Consider the following 17,868-nt stretch of genomic DNA (forward strand, 5'->3'; position numbering starts at 1 on the left):
ATCATGAATACTGGCCATAAGCTGCCGACATTCCATCAAGCACCCCGCAACAGTCCGACCTCCCCGACAAAGGGAAGCGCACGCTGTTCCGCGCTCGACACAGTGCAGCGTCCGTTCACCTTTGGAGGAAATACATGAAACGACTAACAAGCCAGCTCGGCTGGGCCGCCATGGCCCTGGCCGGCGCCGGCGCCCTCGGCGTCATCGCCCTGCGGCGCGGCGAACCGGTCAGCGCGATCTGGATCGTCATCGCCGCCGTCTGCGTCTACCTGATCGCCTACCGCTTCTACAGCAAGTTCATCGCCGACAAGGTGCTCGGCCTCGACCCCAAGCGCATGACCCCGGCCTACAAGTACAACGACGGCCTCGACCACGTGCCGACCAACAAGTTCGTCCTGTTCGGCCACCACTTCGCCGCCATCGCCGGCGCCGGCCCGCTGGTCGGCCCGGTGCTGGCCGCGCAGATGGGCTATCTGCCCGGCATGCTGTGGATTTTGGCCGGCGTGGTCTTCGCCGGCGCCGTGCAGGACTTCATCGTGCTGTTCATCTCGATGCGCCGCGACGGCCGCTCGCTGGGCGACCTGATCAAGGCCGAGCTGGGCCAGATCCCCGGCATGATCGCCCTGCTCGGCACCTTCATGATCATGGTCATCATCCTGGCGGTGCTGGCGCTGATCGTCGTCAAGGCGCTGACCGGCTCGCCGTGGGGCAGCTTCACCGTCATGGCCACCATCCCCATCGCCCTGTTCATGGGCGTGTATTCGCGCTACATCCGCGTCGGCCGGGTCGGCGAGATCTCCGTCATCGGCTTCCTCTTGTTGATGGGCGCCATCTTCGGCGGCCAGCTGGTGCAGGAGAACCCGGCCCTGGCGCCCATGTTCACCTTCACCGGCACCGAGCTGACCTGGATGCTGATCGGCTACGGCTTCGTCGCCTCGGTGCTGCCGGTGTGGCTGCTGCTGGCGCCGCGCGACTACCTGTCGACCTTCCTCAAGATCGGCACCATCGTCGGCCTGGCGCTGGGCATCGTGCTGGTCGCGCCCCACCTGAAGATGCCGGCCATGACCAGGTTCATCGACGGTTCCGGCCCGGTCTGGTCGGGCAGCATGTTCCCCTTCCTGTTCATCACCATCGCCTGCGGCGCCGTGTCCGGCTTCCACGCCCTGATCGCCTCCGGCACCACGCCGAAGATGATCGAGAACGAACAGCACGCCCGCTTCATCGGCTACGGCGCGATGTTGATGGAGTCCTTCGTCGCCATCATGGCGCTGGTGGCCGCCTCGACCATCGAGCCGGGCATCTACTTCGCCATGAACAGCCCGGCCGCGCTGATCGGCACCACGCCGGAAGCGGTGGCCCAGGTGGTCTCCAACTGGGGCTTCCACCTGACCCCGGACATGCTGACGCAGACCGCCAAGGACGTCGGCGAGGCCAGCATCATCTCGCGCGCCGGCGGCGCGCCGACCCTGGCCGTGGGCATGGCCAACATCCTCTCCGGCGTGATCGGCGGCAAGACCATGATGGCCTTCTGGTACCACTTCGCCATCCTGTTCGAGGCCCTGTTCATCCTGACGGCGGTCGACGCCGGCACCCGCGCCGGCCGCTTCATGCTGCAGGATCTGCTGGGCAGCTTCGTGCCGCAGCTCAAGAAGACCGAGAACGTCTTCGCCAACCTGCTGGCCACCGGCCTGTGCGTGGCCGCCTGGGGCTATTTCCTCTACCAGGGCGTGGTCGACCCGCTGGGCGGCATCAACACGCTGTGGCCGCTGTTCGGCATCGCCAACCAGATGCTGGCCGCCATCGCGCTGATCCTCGGCACCTGCGTGCTGTTCAAGATGAAGCGCGGCCAATACGCCTGGGTCACCCTGGTGCCCACCGCCTGGCTGCTGCTGTGCACGCTGACGGCCGGCTGGCAGAAGGTGTTCGACGCCAACCCGCGCGTCGGCTTCCTGGCCCACGCCGCCAAGTACCAGGCCGCCTACACCGACGGCAAGCTGCTGGCGCCGGCCAAGTCGGTGGCGCAGATGCGGCAGGTGATCTTCAACGACTACCTGGACGCCTCGCTGGCCGCCTTCTTCATGATCGTCGTGCTCAGCGTGCTGGTGTTCGGTGTGCGCACCGTGCTGGTGGCGCGCGCCAACGCCAAGCCGAGCACGCAGGAGAGCCCGCTGGTGCCGATGCCGACGGTGCACTGATGTTCGACGAGATCGTCAAGGCCGGCCGCTACCTCGGGCAGAGCATGCGCCTGATGGTCGGCCTGCCCGAGTACGACACCTACCTGGCGCATCGCGACACCACCCATCCGGGCGAGCCGGCTATGAGCTACGAGGAGTTCTTCCGCGAACGCCAGGAGGCCCGCTACGGCGGCGCCGGCAAGCGCGGCGGCTGCTGTTAGCGGCCGCCAGCCCCAAGCAAGCTCAAGCTTTAGCCACGGAACTTTTTCATCCCGTCCAACTCCAACCTTGCACAAGCCGCCAATCCAACGCGGCGCGAGGACGGCATGGCCGACGATCCCCCTTGCCGACTCGCGGTCGGTGCGAATCCGCCGCCGCGAGGCCGGCCATGACGCCGCTCGACGACACCTTGCGCCACATCCTCGATTTGGCCCGCTGGGCGCCCAGCGGCGACAACAGCCAGCCTTGGCGCTTCGAGGTCGTCGGCGCGCGCCGCTTGGTGGTGCACGGCTTCGACACGCGCGAGCACTGCGTCTACGACCTCGACGGCCACCCCAGCCAGATGTCGCTGGGCGCCCTGCTGGAGACCATCGCGCTGGCCGCCGGCACCTACCAGTTGGCGCTGAGCGCGCGGCGCCGCCCCGACGCCGCCGACGACCGCCCCACCTTCGACCTCGCCTTCATCCCCGCGCCCGCGTCCTCGGCCGACCCGCTGGCCGAGTCCATCGTGCAACGCTGCGTGCAGCGCCGCCCGCTGCGCACGCGGCCGCTGACGGCGACCGAGAAGACCACGCTGGCGCAGACGCTGCCGGCCGGCTACCGCCTGGTCTGGCACGAGCGCCCGGGCCAGCGGCTGGCGCTGGCCCTGCTGCTGTACCACAACGCCGGCCTGCGCCTGCGCATGCCGGAAGCCTATCCGACCCACCGCGCCGTCATCGAATGGAACGCCCGCACCAGCGAGGACCGCATTCCGGACCAGGCCCTGGGCGTCGATCCGCTGACCCGCCACATGATGCGCTGGGTCCTGCACAGCTGGCGCCGCGTCGAGTTCTGCAACACCTGGCTGGCCGGCACGGTGGCGCCGCGCGTGCAGATGGACCTGGTGCCGGCGCTGGCCTGCGCCGCGCACTTCCTGCTGCTGGCGCCGCAACGGCCGACCTCGACCGACGACTACGTCGCCGCCGGCCGCGCCATGCAGCGCTTCTGGCTGACCGCCACGGCGCTCGGCCTGCAACTGCAACCGCAGATGACGCCGCTGATCTTCGCCCGCTACCTGCGCGAGCGGCGCCCGTTCACCGCCAGCGCCGGGCTGCGCGCACGGGCGGCCGAGCTGGCGCTGCGCGCCGAGCGCCTGTTCGGCCGGCACGACTGGGAGCACGCCGTCTTCATGGGCCGCATCGGCGCCGGCGGCCCGGCCGAGGCGCGCTCGCTGCGCCGCCCGCTGCGCCAGTTGCTGCTGGACGAGACGGCACCGGAGGCCGCCGGCCCGGCCTGACGGCGCAGCGGGCCGTCAAGCCGGCGCCGTTCCATACCGTTCCCCAGCCTTGCGTGCGCGCGCCTCCGCCATGACGGAATTTTTTACACCCGGCGACGGCGCATGGCGCGGTATTTCCCCGCACCACAGCAAGTTCGCTGACGGCAATTTTTACAGTCGGCCGCCGCGCCCCGCCCCCGGCTCGACCGCCCCGCCGCAAGTGCTTGTTTTTCCAAATGAAAATTTGCTTGGCAAGCTTATTGCTGAGAACAGAGCAGGTCCCGACGCAAGGGATTCTTCCAGCAAATATCTTTCCTGAATTGGGGGCAAACATGAAGCACTTCACATCCACACTGGGCGCCATGCTGGCGGCGGCGGTCCTGGCGGCGCCAACGACGACGCTGGCGGGCCTCTTGATCGGCTTCTCGTCCACTGGCACCGGTGTCAGCGGCAACATCAATACCTACGATACCTACGCCGATCTGTGGACCAACGTCACCGACAGCGGCTTGGCGACGAAGGTCAGCTTCCCCGGCAAGAGCGAGCTGCGCACGCAGGCGGTGGTCGGCACCATGTCGAACAGCCATACCGGCGCCATCGTCACACCAACCGGACTGAACAGCACCTTCGAGATCAGCAAGATCGCCCGCTACCAGCAACAGATCATCGCGCAAACCGCCAACAGCATCCAGTTCGGCATGGCCGCACACGACCCGACGATGGACGTCGACCCCCTCCATGACCTCGTGCAAAACGTGGCGATCTACTTCGACCGCCTCGGGCCCGGCGGCGACAGCAAGGCCATGCCGGGCAACGGCGCCAACACGGTGCGCTGCTACGGCTCCGGCGCCACCTCGGCCGGCTGCGGCGTCGGCGACCTCGACAACGGCGACGGCATGCTGATCATGTCGGGCCACCTGGTCTTCAATGAGGCCACGTTCACCCGTAGCAGCGTCAACCCCAACATCGGCACCGGCTCGTTCTCGACCAGCTTCATGATCGACTTCGTCAACTCCGACTTCCTCGACGTGGTCACCGGCTCCATTATCAGCGACAACTTCACCGGTTCCACCAACCTGCCGTCCTTCTACAACCCGGTCAGGGCCTGGGACGGCATAACGCCGGACGGATCATTCCCGTTCTTCAAGGTCGACTCATCGCAAAGCTTCGCCGCCGCCGTGCCGGAACCGGCCACGCTGGCGCTGTTCGGCCTGGGCCTGGCCGGCTTGGCGCTGGGCGAGCGGCGCAAAATCAAGGGCACGGTCGAGGCCAAGTGCTAGCTCGTGGCCGGGGCGGCGACCCGGGCCGCCGGCGCCGCCGGCGCCACCGTCAGGCCGGCATGCCCAACATCTGCCGCAACACGGCGTTGAAGCTGGCGCCGGCGTCGTAGCGCTGGAACAGCTGCGCGACGACGCCGGCCGCCGCCCGCGCCGCCCCCTCCCGCAACAAGATCTCGCAGGCGCGCCGCAGGTCGGCCACCCCGGCCCGGTCGGCGCGCAGCACGGCGCCGGCGCCGGCCGCCACGATCCCCCGCATGTTCAAGAACTGGTCCAGGTTGCCGGCGATGCCCAGCACCGGCACGCCGGCGGCCAGCGCCTGTTGGCTGGTCAGGCTGCCGCCGTTGCACACCACCAGGCGCGCGCGCCGCGCCGCCAGCTCGCCCGGCAAATAATCGGCGATCCGGGCGTTGGCCGGCGGCCGCGGCGGCGCGGCGCGGCCCGCCGTCGCGGCGGCCACCAGCACCGGCAACGGCGCCAGCGCCTGCAACACCAGCGGCAACAGGCGCTGCTGGCCGGAACTGCCCAGCGTGACATAGACCAGCGGCACGTCGGCCGGCAGCTCCGCCCACCACGGCGGCGGCGCGAGCGGCGGCGACCAGGCCACCGGCCCCAGATAGGAGTGGCTGGCCGGCATGTCGCGCGGCGGGAACAGTTCGGCCACGTCGGCGTACAGGGTGCGGTCGGCGTCGGTGTAGACGCGGCGCAGGCCCCAACCCAGCGAGGCCATGCCGTACTGCCGGCGCACCCGGTTCAGCGGGCGCGTGTGCAGGGCGAAGGCCAGCGGACGGGCCAGTTGGAACAGGGCGCTGGCCAGCGCCAGCGGCCGCAGGCGCGCCAGCGGAATGTCCGGCAGCGGGTAGTGCTGGGGCACGTAGGGGCTCCAGTAGGCGTTGCTCAGCGCCACATACGGCAGGCCGGCGCGGCGCGCGCTGATCGACAGCGACAGGCGGAAGTCGCCGACCACCAGGTCCGGCTTGGCCTGCTGGAACAGATGCAGATCGTCCTCGACGTAGCGGCGCAGCGTGGCGACCTCGTAGACCGGCCGGCCGGCCGCCAGGGCGGCGAGGAACTGCGCCGGGGCAACGCTGTGGATGCGCCAGCGCGGCGGCGCGCCGGCCCCCAGGAGTTGCTCGTAGCCGTCGGCGCAGGCCAGTTGCGCCGTGAAGCGCGCCGGCTCCAGCGCGGCGGCCAGCGCCAGCGGCCTGGCCAGGTGGGCCAGCGTGACCGCCTCGGCGACGAACAGGATCTTCTTGCGTTCCATCATATTCCGGCTGGATAGGGCGCGGCCGCGCCGGCCGCATTCGCACAGCTTGCGGCCGGCGCGGCGGCGTCCTTTGATACCGCGCAAAAGTGTCCGCCCCGCCGGCGCGCGTGGATGTTGTTCGCGCGGGCGGAATGTTCCCGCTAGCGGGCGGCGATTAGATGCAGATCAATGCCGCCACCACCCCGCAGCTTATATTTTTCTTCGTGACACCGTCCTCCGCAGTCCTACCTCCGTTGCCGCGCACAAGGCGCGCGACATCAACCGCCGGCCTCAACAATGAATAGTGTGCAACGCCATCGCCCCGTCGCGTCGCTAGCGCCCCACGCCGGCGCTGCCGCCGCGCGCGCGCGCCGAACCGGGCCGGCGGCGCCGCTCCCGCCCGGCCGGTGCCGGCCGCCGCCGCCGGCCACGCCCGGCTTTGTTGCTGCTCGGCGGGGCCCGGCCACCCGCAGGCCCGGCCTTGCCGCCGAGCGGTCCGGCCCCGCCGCCGCCGGGCCCGACCTGGACACCGGCGGGCCCCATCCGACGGTTGGGCGGCACGCTCCGATGCCTGGCCGCCCCGGCCTGCCGGCGGGCCGCCTCGGCTTGGCGGTGGGCCGGCTCGGCCTGGCGGCGCTGCTGGCGCTGCTCCTGCCGGCGCCGGCCCAGCCCGTCCAGCCGGCCGCCGATCCGGCCCAGACCATGGCCTACATCTACAACCTGGGCAAGTTCACCGAGTGGCCGCCGGCCGCGCTCGGCCCGCCCGGCCGGCCGATCACCCTGTGCATGATGGGCGACACCGACTACCTGACCCTGGCCCTGGCCGCGATCGAGAACCGGCCGATGCAGGGCCGCGAGCTGCGCGTGCGCCACATGTCCTACCTGGGCGAGCCGCTCGGCTGCCAGATCCTGTTCGTCGCCCGCTCGGAGGAGAGGCACCTGGCCGAGATCCTGCCGGCGGCGCACGCCGGCGCCGCGCTCACCGTCAGCGACATCGCCGACTTCGCCGACGTCGGCGGCATCGTCGGCCTGCTGCCGGCCGCCGCGCCGGACGGCAAGATGGAGTTCGAGATCAACGCCGGCGTGGCGCGCCAGGCCGGCCTGCGGCTCAGCTCGCAGGTGCTCAAGCTGGCCCGCAACGTGGTGGGGAGGTAGGCCGTGTTCGACTTCGCCCGTTCCGGCCTGAGCAAGAAGCTGACCATCATCTCGGTGTTGTCGACCGGCAGCGCGCTGCTGCTGGTGTTCCTCGCCTTCGCCGCCACCACCGTGCTCAGCCACACCAGCGACGAGCGCAAGCAGCTCTCCTCGCTGGCCGGGGTGATCGGCATCAACAGCGTGACGGCCCTGCTGTTCGCCGACCGCAAGCAGGCCGAGCAGACCCTGGCCGCGCTCAGCGTCAAGGACGACATCGTCCAGGCCGCGCTGTTCGACCGCGACGGCAGCTTGTTCGCCCGCTACAGCGCGCCCGGCCGCGAGGCCGACGCCGCCGCCGTGGGCGACCTCAGCGCGCTGCGCCTGGCCGACCTGGGCGGCGCCGAGCTGGCCGAGCGCAGCGGCGCGTTGTGGACGCCCGGCATGCGCCTGTACCGCGCCATCCGCAACAACGGCGAGCTGATCGGCGCGGTGATGATCGAGGGCGAGCAGACCCAGATGTGGCTGGCCGTGCTGCGCAACCTGGCCGCGGCCGGCGCCGCCACGGTCGTCTCCTTCGTCATCGCGCTGTTGATGGCGGCCCGCTTCAAGGGCAGCATCGCCGAGCCGATCAGCAAGTTGATCGGCGCCGCCCGGCAGGTCTCGAGCAGCCAGAGCTACACCCTGCGCGTGGCCCACCAGCGCAGCGACGAGCTCGGCTCGCTGATCGACAGCTTCAACGACATGCTGGCGCAGATCGAGGGGCGCGACCTCAAGCTGGCGCAGTACCGCGACCAGCTCGAACGCCAGGTCGGCGTGCGCACCGAGCAGCTGGAGAAGGCCAAGAACGCCGCCGAGGCGGCCAGCCAGGCCAAGAGCGCCTTCCTGGCCACCATGAGCCACGAGATCCGCACGCCGATGAACGGCGTGCTGGGCATGACCGAGCTGCTGCTGGCCACGCCGCTGAGCGAGCAGCAGCGCCGCTACACCGGCATGGTCAAGCGCTCCGGCGAACACCTGCTGGTGATCATCAACGACATCCTCGACTTCTCCAAGATCGAGGCCGGCAAGCTCACCGTCGAGTACATCCACTTCAACTTCCGCGAGCTGCTCGACGACGTCGACAACGTCTTCCTGCCGCAGGCCCAGGCCAAGGGCATCGAGCTCGAGTTCGCCATCGCCAACGACATCCCGGTGGCCATCTGCGGCGACCCCAACCGGCTGCGCCAGATCATCGTCAACCTGCTCGGCAACGCCATCAAGTTCACCGACCGCGGCCGCATCGTCGTCAAGGTCGGCGTGGTCGAGGAGGACGCCCAGGCCGTCGGCCTGCGCTTCGAGGTGCACGACACCGGCATCGGCGTCTCGGCCGAGGCGCGGGCGCGCATCTTCGACTCGTTCTCGCAGGCCGACGGCTCGACCACCCGCAAGCACGGCGGCACCGGCCTGGGCCTGGCGATCTCGAAACAACTGGTCGAGTTGATGGGCGGGAAAATCGGCGTCGACAATGCTCTACCGCAAGGGTCGGTCTTTTGGTTTGTCGTAAATTTCGATAAGCGTCGCGTCGACGCAGACGATCCTTCGTTCAATTGCAAGACTACCCAGGGGCTACGCGCTTTGATCGTCGATGAACATGCGGACAGCCGCGTCCTGCTGGAGCGGCAACTGGCGCGCTGGCAGATCAGCGCCAACAGCGCCGGCGGCAACGACGCCGTGGCCCAGCTGCAGGCCGCCGCCGCCGCCGGCCGGCCCTACGACGTGGCCCTGCTCGACATGGACCTGGCGCGCACCAGCGGCCTGGCGCTGGCCGCCTCGATCAAGGCCGACGCCGCCATCGCGGCGGTGCGCCTGCTGCTGCTCAGCAGCGAGCGCGACGCCGCCGACACGGTGCAGCGGCGCGAGGCCGGCGTCGCCTTCCAGCTGATCAAGCCGCCGCGCGAGTGCGACCTGTACGACTGCATCGTCACCCCGCTGCGCGCCAGCGAGGGGGCGCGCAACGCGCCGCCGCACCTGGCGCGGCCGGTGCGCGCGCGCAAGCGGCGCAAGGTGCTGCTGGCCGAGGACAACCCGGTCAACGTCGAGGTGGCCAGCGCCATGCTCGAGGGCCTGGGGCTGGAGGTCAGCCGCGCCTGCAACGGCGAGGAGGCGCTGCACTCGGTGTGCGCCGACGACTTCGACCTGGTGCTGATGGACTGCCAGATGCCGGTCATGGACGGCTTCGCCGCCACCGCCGAGATCCGCCGCTACGAGCAGCAGAGCGGCCGCGCCCGCGTGCTGCCGATCATCGCCATCACCGCCAACGCGCTGCAGGGCGACCGCGAGTCCTGCCTGGCCGCCGGCATGGACGACTATTTGAGCAAGCCCTTCACCCAACAGGCGCTGGGCCAGACCATCGCGCGCTGGATCGCCCTGCCGCGCAGCGCCACGCTGCCGCACGACGAGGAGCCGCCGACACCGGCGCCGACGGCGGCCGCCGTGGTGGCGGCGGCGCAGACCACGGCGGCGGCCTCGGCCACGGCGGCGGCCAGGCATGCGGCCCCGCCATCGGCCGGCGGCGCGGCCGCCGCGCCGCCCCCCGCGCCACCGCCGCCGGTCCAGCCGGCCGCGCGCGACATCATCAACCAACAGGCGCTGAAGAACATCCGCGCCCTCAGCGCCGCGCACGGCGACGCCCTGCTCGAGCGCGTGCTGCACGCCTTCGTCGACGACACGCCCAGCCACTTCCAGGCGCTGCGCCTGGCCGTCGACGGCGGCCAGCCCGGCCCGCTGCGCAAGGCCGCGCACAGCCTCAAGTCGAGCAGCGCCAACGTCGGCGCCGAACACCTGGCCCAGCTGTGCAAGGAGCTCGAACAGCTCGGCCGCGACGACCGCACCGACGGCGGCGCCGCCCTGCTCGACCAGATGGAACGGGAATTCCAGGCCGTGCGCCGGGCGCTCAGCGCGATTTTAGAAAAGGAAACTTGAGATGGCACCCTCCCCCAAACGCGGCCTGGTCCTGGTCGCCGACGACGACCCGGTGATGCGCATGCTGATGCTGGAAATGCTCGGCCAGGTCGGCCTCGACGTCATCGAGGCCGAGGACGGCAAGCAGGCGCTGGCCTACTACCACAGCATGGCGCCCGACCTGGTGCTGCTCGACGTCGAAATGCCCGGTCTGGACGGCTTCCAGGTCTGCGCCGAGATCCGCCGCCAGGAGAGCAACGCCACCGTGCCCATCGTCATGGTCACCGGCGGCGACGAGCTCGAGTCGGTCACCCACGCCTACGAGGTCGGCGCCACCGACTTCGTCTCCAAGCCGATCAACTGGCCCATCCTCGGCCACCGCGTGCTGTACGTGCTGCGCGCCTCCGACGCCATCGCCCGCCTGCGCATCGCCGACGCCCACAACCGCGCCGTGCTGGCGGCCATCCCCGACACCTTCTTCCGCCTCAACCAGGACGGCTACTACCTCGACTACGAGCAGGGCCACGACCACGGCGCCGTGTTCTCGGTCGAGCACTGCGTCGGCCGCCACGTCAGCGAGGTGCTGCCCAAGGACATCGCCGAGCGCCTGCTCGAGCAGGCCCAGACGGTGCTGGCCACCCAGCACATCCGCTCGGTCGACTACGAGCTGGTGCGCCACGGCAGCGTGCAGCACTTCGAGGCGCGCCTGGTCACCACCGGCAGCGACGAGGTGCTCGGCCTGGTGCGCGACATCAGCGAGCGCAAGCGCACCGAGGAGCAGATCCGCCGCCTGGCCTACTGCGACAGCCTGACCGGCATCCCCAACCGCCAGGCCTTCCTCGAGACCTTGGAGGGCGAGCTGCTGCGCTCGCGCAACGGCAACAAGAAGTTCGCCGTGCTGTTCATGGACCTCGACTCGTTCAAGCGCATCAACGACACGCTCGGCCACAACGTCGGCGACCACCTGCTCAAGGTGGTCTCGGACCGGCTGCGCGAGACCATCCGCCCCAGCGACCTGGTGACCCGCGCCGAGCACTACCACAACAACAACCTGGCCCGCCTGGGCGGCGACGAGTTCACCATCCTGATCCCCGACCTGGAGCGGGTCGAGCACGCGCTCAACGTGGCGCACCGCGTCAAGGAGGCGATGCGGCGGCCCTTCCTGATCGACGCCCACGAGATCTTCGTCACCGCCAGCATCGGCATCTCGCTGTACCCGGAGGACGGCGAGGACTGCAACTCGCTGCTCAAGTACGCCGACACGGCGATGTACCACGCCAAGAACTGCGGCAAGAACAACGCCAAGCTGTACAGCTCCTCGCTGACCATGCAGATCATGAGCCACGTCAAGCTCGAGGTGGGCCTGCGCAAGGCCCTGCAGAACGCCGAGCTGTACCTGCTGTACCAGCCGCAGATCGACGTCGCCAGCAGCCAGATCGTCGGCGTCGAGGCGCTGGTGCGCTGGCGCCACCCGGAGCGCGGCATCATCTCGCCCACCGAGTTCATCCCGCTGGCCGAGGAGACCGGCCTGATCGTGCCGATCGGCGAATGGGTGCTGCGCACCGCCTGCGCCCAGGCGCGCGCCTGGCAGGCCGACGGCCGCCGCCCGGTGCGCATGGCCGTCAACCTGTCGGCCAAGCAGTTCAAGGACGAGAACCTGACCCAGATCGTGGTCTCGGCGCTGCACGACACCGGCCTGGCCGCCGCCCTGCTCGAACTCGAGCTGACCGAGGGCACGCTGATGGACGACGCCCGCGCCACCATGGTCACGCTCGAGCAGCTGCGCGCCATCGGCGTCTACCTGTCGATCGACGACTTCGGCACCGGCTACTCGTCGATGAACTACCTGAAGCGCTTCGACGTGCGCGCGCTGAAGATCGACAAGAGCTTCATCAGCGGCCTGCCGCAGGACTCGGAGAACGCCGCCATCACGCGCGCCATCATCGCCATGGCGCACGGCCTGAAGATGGTGGTGGTGGCCGAGGGCGTGGAGACCGAGGAGCAGCTGGTCATGCTGGAACAGTTCGGCTGCGACGTGGCGCAGGGCTACTACCTGGGCCACCCGCTGCCGCACGAGGCGATCACCCAAATGCTCGGCAACCAGCACGCCCCGCCCGGCCAGAACGGCTACGCGCTGCTGCCGCAGGCCGGCTCGGCCTGAGTGCGCCGGTGGTATGCCGCCGCAGCGGCCGAAGGGTCAGACCCTCAGGGTCTGACCCTGGGCTGCGGGGTGCGGGCTGCGGGCTGCGGGCTGCGGGGTGCCATCCGCCGAGAGCCACTACAGCACCCCGCCGTCCCTCAACTCGGCGATCTGCGCGGCGCTGTAGCCCAGCGACGCCAGCACCTCGTCGTTGTGCTGGCCCAGGGTCGGCCCCATCCATTGCGTCCGGCCCGGCGTGGCCGACAGCTTGGGCGAGATGGCCGGCAGCTTGACCGGCGTGCCGTCGGGAAAATGGTGCTGCTCGAACATGTCGCGGGCGAGGAACTGCGGGTCCGTCATCATGTCGCGCACCGAGTAGATTTTACCGGCCGGCACGTCGGCCGCCTTCAGCACCGTCAACGCGGCGGCTATGTCCCGGCCGTCGCACCAGGCCTGGATGGCGTCGTCGATCTCCCGCGTGCGCGGCACGCGGCCGTCGTTGCGCGCCAGGCCGGGGTCGCCGGCCAGGTCGATGCGGCCGATGGCCAGCATCAGGCGCTTGAAGATGGCGTCGCCGTTGCCGGCGATGACGATGTTCTCGCCGTCGGCGGTGGTGTAGGTGTTGGACGGCACGATGCCGGGCAAGGCGCCGCCGGTGCGCTCGCGCACCACGCCGGCGTGGTCGAACTCGGGCACCAGCGACTCCATCAGGTTGAACACCGACTCGTACAGGGCGACGTCGACCATCTGCCCCTGGCCGTGTTCGCGCCCGCCGGTGGCGTCGCGGTGGCGCAGCGCCATCATCGCGCCGATCACCCCGTGCAGCGCCGCCACCGAGTCGCCGATCGACACGCCGACCCGCACCGGCGGCCGGTCGGCGTGGCCGGACACGTAGCGCAGCCCGCCCATCGACTCGCCGATGGCGCCGAAGCCGGGCAGGTCCTCATCGGCCCGGTCTGGCCGAAGCCGGACAGGCGCACCATGATGGTCGCCGGCTTGACGGCCTGCAACTGCGCGTAGCCCAGCTCCCACTTCTCCAGCACGCCGGGGCGGTAGTTCTCGATGATGATGTCGGCCTCCAGCGCCAGCTGGCGGGCGATGGCGCGGCCGCGCGCGTCCTTCAGGTTCAGGGTCAGGCTCTTCTTGTTGCGCGCCTGCACCGACCACCACAGGGAGGTGCCGTCCTTCAGCACGCGCCACTGGCGGATCGGGTCGCCGCTGCCGGGGGTTTCGATCTTGATCACCTCGGCGCCGAACTCGGCCAGCATGCGGGCGCAGAACGGCCCGGCGATCAGTGTGCCCAGCTCCAGGACCTTGATGCCGGCCAGCGGGCCGGGGGAAGCGGATTGCGTCATGTCAGCAGCCTAAAAAGGTGGTTTCAGGGATGAGGGAAGTGTCGAAAAACCAGCAGCGCGATCGAGGGTCTGGCCATAAGGCCGCAATCCAAGGCGCAGAGGGTGCCAAAACCACCCAACGGCGCAGAGCCAGGGTCGGACCCTAGGGTCCGACCCTAGATTTTGGCCGCTGGGGTTGGCCGACATCCCCGGCGCCTTGTGCGCACACCACAACGGCCGCCCCAAGCAAGCGCCGCCTCAAGTGGCGCGGCGGTCGAGCATGGCGCGGGCGATGGTGCCGGCGTCGACATACTCGAGCTCGCCACCGACCGGCACGCCGCGCGCCAGCCGGCTGACGCGCAGGCCGCGCGCCTTGAGCATCTCGCTGATGTAGTGCGCGGTGGCCTCGCCCTCGTTGGTGAAGTTGGTGGCCAGCACGACCTCGCCGACCACGCCGTCGTTGGCGCGCGCCACCAGCTTCTCCAGGTGGATGTCCTTCGGGCCGATGCCGTCGAGCGGCGACAGCCGCCCCATCAGCACGAAGTACAGGCCCTTGTAGGTCAAGGTCTGCTCGATCATCAACTGGTCGGCCGGCGTCTCCACCACGCACAACAGGCGGCGGTCGCGCCGCTCGTCGTTGCAGGTGTCGCACACCTCCTCCTCGGTGAAGGTGTTGCACAGCACGCAGTGCTGCACCGCCTCGACCGCCTGGCCCAGCGCGCGCGACAACATCGCCGCGCCCTCGCGGTCGTGCTGCAGCAGGTGGAAGGCCATGCGCTGGGCCGACTTGGGGCCGACGCCGGGCAGCCGGCGCAGCGCCTCGGTGAGGAACTCGAGCGATTTGGACACGGATCAGGCCGGGTGCGCGCTGCGGTGGACGGCGTGGCTCAGAACGGCATCTTGAAGCCGGCCGGCAGGTTCATGCCGGAGGTCAAGCCGCCCAGTTTCTCGGCGGAGGTCGCCTCGGCCTTGCGCACGGCGTCGTTGAAGGCGGCCGCCACCAGGTCTTCCAGCATGTCCTTGTCGTCGGCCAGCAGCGACGGGTCGATCGAGACGCGCTTGACGTCGTTCTTGCAGCTCATCACCACCTTGACCAGGCCGGCGCCGGACTGGCCTTCGACGTCGATCAGCGCCAGTTGGTCCTGCGCCTTTTTCATGTTGTCCTGCATTGCTTGCGCTTGTTTCATCAAGCCGGCCAGTTGGTTCTTCATCATGATGGGTTGCTCCGTAAGTGGATTGGTAAAAATAGTTTAGTTCAATGCAGCGTGGCCGAGGCGGCCGGCGGCGGCACGATGGAGCCGGGCACCACGAAGGCGCCGAACTCGCGGATCATGCTGTTGACGAATGGATCGCCGGCGATGGTGTCCTCGGCGGCGCGCTGGCAGGCGGCGCGGTGCGCCTGGGCCTCGGCGCTGGCCGTGTACCAGACGGCGCCCAGCTCGGTCTCCACCCGCACCGTGCGGCCGAAGCGCTCGCACAGGGCGGCGGTGAGCTTGTCGACGTTGCCCGGCGTGCGCCAGGTTTCGATCGGCACGCGCAGGGCGAACACCACGGTGTTGCCGTCGAAGGTGCAGCTGAGCAGCTCGGCCTGCATCGCCAGTTGCTGCGCCACGCCGCGCAGCGGCAGGGCGGCCGCCACGGCCGGCCAGTTGCCGTCCCAGTCCAGCTCGGGCACCGGGGTGATGACGTAGGCGTGCGGCGCGTGCAGCGGCGCGGGCGCGGCGCGCGGCACCGGCGCGAAGGCCGGCGCGTTGTCGCCGGCGTAGGCCGACGGCGCGGCCGAGGCCAACGCGGTCGACGCTGCAGACGATGCAGACGAGAACGAGGACGAGGACGAGGCCGGCGCCGCTTGGGCGATGGCCGTGTCGTCGGAAAATTCGGTGACCCAGGGCGGTAGCTCATCCTCGTCGGCGGCCGGCGCCGGCGGGCGGGCCGGCTGGGCTTGCTGCGCGGGCTGGTAGCCCGACTGCTGCGGCATGGTGCGCGCGGCCTGCTGCGGCGGCATCTGCTGCTGCGCCTGCTGCGGAACGTGCTGCGGGGCTTGCTGGGTCTGCTGCGCGCCCTGTTGCATCTGGTGTGCGCCCGGCGGCGGCATTTGCTGCGCGCCTTGCTGCTGCGGCCGCTGGGCGGCCTGCGCCTGTTGCGCCTGTTGCGCCTGTTGCGGCTGCTGCGCCATCGGCGCGGCCTGCTGCATGGTCTGGCGCGCCGGCGCCTCCAGCACGGCGGTGTTCGATTCGCCCAGCGCGGTCGACGGCGGCGGGCTGTCCTCCCACGGCGCCGGACCGCGCGGCGCGGCCGGGGCCGACGGCATGGCCGGGCGCGGCGCCAGCGCGGCCGGTGCGGCGGACGCGGCCGGAGCCGACGCGGCGCCAGGCATGCCGGCGCCGCCCGCCGCTGCGGGCGATGCCGGCGACGCCGACTGCGCTGCGGACGATGCTGCCGGCACGGACTGCGCCACGGACGGTGCCGGCGACGCGCCAGTCGCACCAGCCGCCGGTGACGGCCGGCTGCCGCCGACCTTCGACGCCGCCCGCGCCGCTTCCAGCGCGGCGTTGATGGCGGCGCGGGCCGTGCTGACCGGTCCGGCCGGCTGGGATGGCTGGGCCGGCTGGGCCGGCGCGGCGTACTGCGGCGCGCTGGCCGCTGCCGGCGCGGCGGCGCTATGGGCAAGCGGCGCGGCGACCGGCCGCGATGCCGGCGCGTCGGCGCGCGCCATGGCGGCGGCGGCCACCACGGCCGGCGGCACCACGGTGGCGTGGCTGGCGGCCGCATGGCTGGCGGCGCGGGCCGCCGGCATGGCGGCGGCGCGCGCGGCGGCGGCCGGACGGGCCGCCATCGGCGCGGCGGCAGGCACCCCCTCGGCGCCGCCTACGCCGGGCCGAAAGGCCAGCATGCGCAGCAACGTCATGGTGAAGCCGGCGTACTCGTCGGGCGCCAGGCCCAGTTCGTTGCGGCCGTGCACGGCGATCTGGTAATACAGTTGCACTTCCTCGGCGTCGAAGGCGGCGGCCAGACGCACGATGTCGGCGTATTCCGGCAGGTCGGCCGGCAGCGCGGCCGGCACGGTCTGCGCCAGCGCGATGCGGTGCAGCAAGGTGCCTAGGTCCTGCAGCGCGCCGTTGTAGGACAGGCTGCGGCTGGCCATCTCGTCGGCCACGGCCAGCAGGTCGGCGCCGTCCTGCTGCGCCAAGGCGTCGAGCAGGCGCACCAGGTAGGACTGGTCGAGCGCGCCCAGCATGCCCTGCACCGCGTCCAAGGTCACCTCGCCGGCGGCGTAGGCGATGGCCTGGTCGGTCAGCGACAGCGCGTCGCGCATCGAGCCGTGGGCGCCCTGGGCCAGCAGGCGCAAGGCCGGCTGCTCGAAGGTGATGCCCTCCTGGCCGAGAATATTGTCCAGGTGGCTGATGATGTGGCCGGGCGGCATCTGCTTCAGGTTGAACTGCAGGCAGCGCGACAGCACCGTCACGGGAATCTTTTGCGGGTCGGTCGTGGCCAGGATGAACTTGACGTGCTCGGGTGGTTCCTCCAGCGTCTTCAACATCGAGTTGAAGGCGTGGTTGGTCAGCATGTGCACCTCGTCGATCATATAGACCTCTGAAGCGGGCGTTGGACGGCGCGTACACCGCCTGTTCCAGCAACTGCGCCATCTCGTCGACGCCGCGGTTGGACGCCGCGTCCATCTCTATATAGTCGACGAAGCGGCCGGCGTCGATCGCCGTGCAGGCCTCGCACACGCCGCAGGGCGTGGCGGTGATGCCGCCGTTGCCGTCCGGGCCGATGCAGTTGAGCGATTTGGCCAAAATGCGCGACAGCGTGGTCTTGCCCACCCCGCGTGTTCCGGTGAACAAATAGGCGTGGTGCAGGCGACCGCTGTGCAAGGCGTGCGTCAGCGCGCGCACGACGTGCTCCTGGCCGACGAGCGTTTCGAAATTCTTGGGGCGGTATTTACGGGCGAGGACTTGATAGGACATGCTGAGATTTTACCGTAGATAGCGGGTGGAGCGGTCAATCCTGCGCGGCTGCGCGCAAGTGCCTTGGCAAAGTTCGCCGGATGCGTAAAAACGGCAATTGTAACAAGCTGGCACCAGCTTGGCTAACTCGGCACCGCAGCGGGTTGCCGGGTAGCATAGCCAAGCTGAAGATTTGCCC

11 protein-coding genes and 2 pseudogenes are annotated in these 17,868 nt (G+C 70.2%); 8 read left to right on the forward strand and 5 right to left on the reverse strand.

Going from position 1 to position 17,868, the window contains the following annotated elements; translation table 11 throughout:
• Window positions 1–134 precede the first annotated feature (134 nt).
• The 5 genes from QC826_RS20290 (at window position 135) to QC826_RS20310 (ending at window position 4,928) form a co-directional block, all read left to right on the forward strand.
• On the forward strand, window positions 135–2,195 hold the full coding sequence (locus QC826_RS20290; RefSeq protein WP_279762184.1) for a carbon starvation CstA family protein: 2,061 nt from the start codon (window positions 135–137) through the stop codon (window positions 2,193–2,195).
• Complete coding sequence (locus QC826_RS20295) at window positions 2,195–2,395, forward strand: YbdD/YjiX family protein (RefSeq protein WP_279762185.1); 201 nt, start codon at window positions 2,195–2,197, stop codon at window positions 2,393–2,395. The genes QC826_RS20290 and QC826_RS20295 overlap by 1 nt, the downstream gene beginning before the upstream one ends.
• A 167-nt stretch (window positions 2,396–2,562) precedes the next feature.
• Complete coding sequence (locus QC826_RS20300; RefSeq protein ID WP_279762186.1) at window positions 2,563–3,669, forward strand: nitroreductase family protein; 1,107 nt, start codon at window positions 2,563–2,565, stop codon at window positions 3,667–3,669.
• Window positions 3,670–3,739: 70 nt separating this feature from the next.
• Window positions 3,740–3,967: a hypothetical protein gene (locus QC826_RS20305; protein WP_279762187.1), complete on the forward strand. Its 228-nt coding sequence runs from the start codon at window positions 3,740–3,742 to the stop codon at window positions 3,965–3,967.
• 13 nt (window positions 3,968–3,980) lie between these two features.
• Window positions 3,981–4,928 (forward strand): PEP-CTERM sorting domain-containing protein, encoded by a 948-nt coding sequence (locus tag QC826_RS20310; protein ID WP_279762188.1) that lies wholly within the window; start codon window positions 3,981–3,983, stop codon window positions 4,926–4,928.
• A gap of 49 nt (window positions 4,929–4,977) precedes the next feature.
• Here the strand turns inward: QC826_RS20310 and QC826_RS20315 are convergent, their stop codons facing one another.
• Complete coding sequence (locus QC826_RS20315; protein ID WP_279762189.1) at window positions 4,978–6,192, reverse strand: glycosyltransferase; 1,215 nt, start codon at window positions 6,190–6,192, stop codon at window positions 4,978–4,980.
• A gap of 546 nt (window positions 6,193–6,738) precedes the next feature.
• Here QC826_RS20315 and QC826_RS20320 point away from each other — a divergent pair.
• The 3 genes from QC826_RS20320 to QC826_RS20330 are packed head-to-tail and all read left to right on the forward strand — an operon-like array spanning window position 6,739 to window position 12,406.
• On the forward strand, window positions 6,739–7,326 hold the full coding sequence (locus QC826_RS20320; RefSeq protein WP_279762190.1) for a YfiR family protein: 588 nt from the start codon (window positions 6,739–6,741) through the stop codon (window positions 7,324–7,326).
• 3 nt (window positions 7,327–7,329) lie between these two features.
• Entirely contained in the window at window positions 7,330–10,266 is a 2,937-nt protein-coding gene (locus QC826_RS20325; RefSeq protein WP_279762191.1) for a response regulator, read from the forward strand.
• 1 nt (window position 10,267) lies between these two features.
• Window positions 10,268–12,406, forward strand: coding sequence for a putative bifunctional diguanylate cyclase/phosphodiesterase (locus QC826_RS20330; RefSeq protein ID WP_279762192.1), 2,139 nt, complete (start codon window positions 10,268–10,270; stop codon window positions 12,404–12,406).
• A gap of 249 nt (window positions 12,407–12,655) precedes the next feature.
• Here the strand turns inward: QC826_RS20330 and QC826_RS31740 are convergent.
• The 4 genes and pseudogenes from QC826_RS31740 to dnaX all read right to left on the reverse strand — a co-directional run.
• Window positions 12,656–13,740, reverse strand: a pseudogene (locus tag QC826_RS31740) (CaiB/BaiF CoA transferase family protein); the annotation flags it as partial.
• 237 nt (window positions 13,741–13,977) lie between these two features.
• The gene (gene recR / locus QC826_RS20345; RefSeq protein ID WP_093388351.1) at window positions 13,978–14,568 is read right to left on the reverse strand and encodes a recombination mediator RecR; all 591 of its coding nucleotides are present in this window, start codon (window positions 14,566–14,568) and stop codon (window positions 13,978–13,980) included.
• A gap of 38 nt (window positions 14,569–14,606) precedes the next feature.
• Entirely contained in the window at window positions 14,607–14,933 is a 327-nt protein-coding gene (locus QC826_RS20350) for a YbaB/EbfC family nucleoid-associated protein (protein ID WP_093388350.1), read from the reverse strand.
• A gap of 41 nt (window positions 14,934–14,974) precedes the next feature.
• Window positions 14,975–17,690, reverse strand: a pseudogene (gene dnaX / locus QC826_RS20355) (DNA polymerase III subunit gamma/tau).
• Window positions 17,691–17,868 lie beyond the last annotated feature (178 nt).

Origin of the sequence: Rugamonas sp. DEMB1 (assembly GCF_029834475.1) — a bacterium.
GTDB lineage: Bacteria > Pseudomonadota > Gammaproteobacteria > Burkholderiales > Burkholderiaceae_D > Rugamonas > Rugamonas rubra.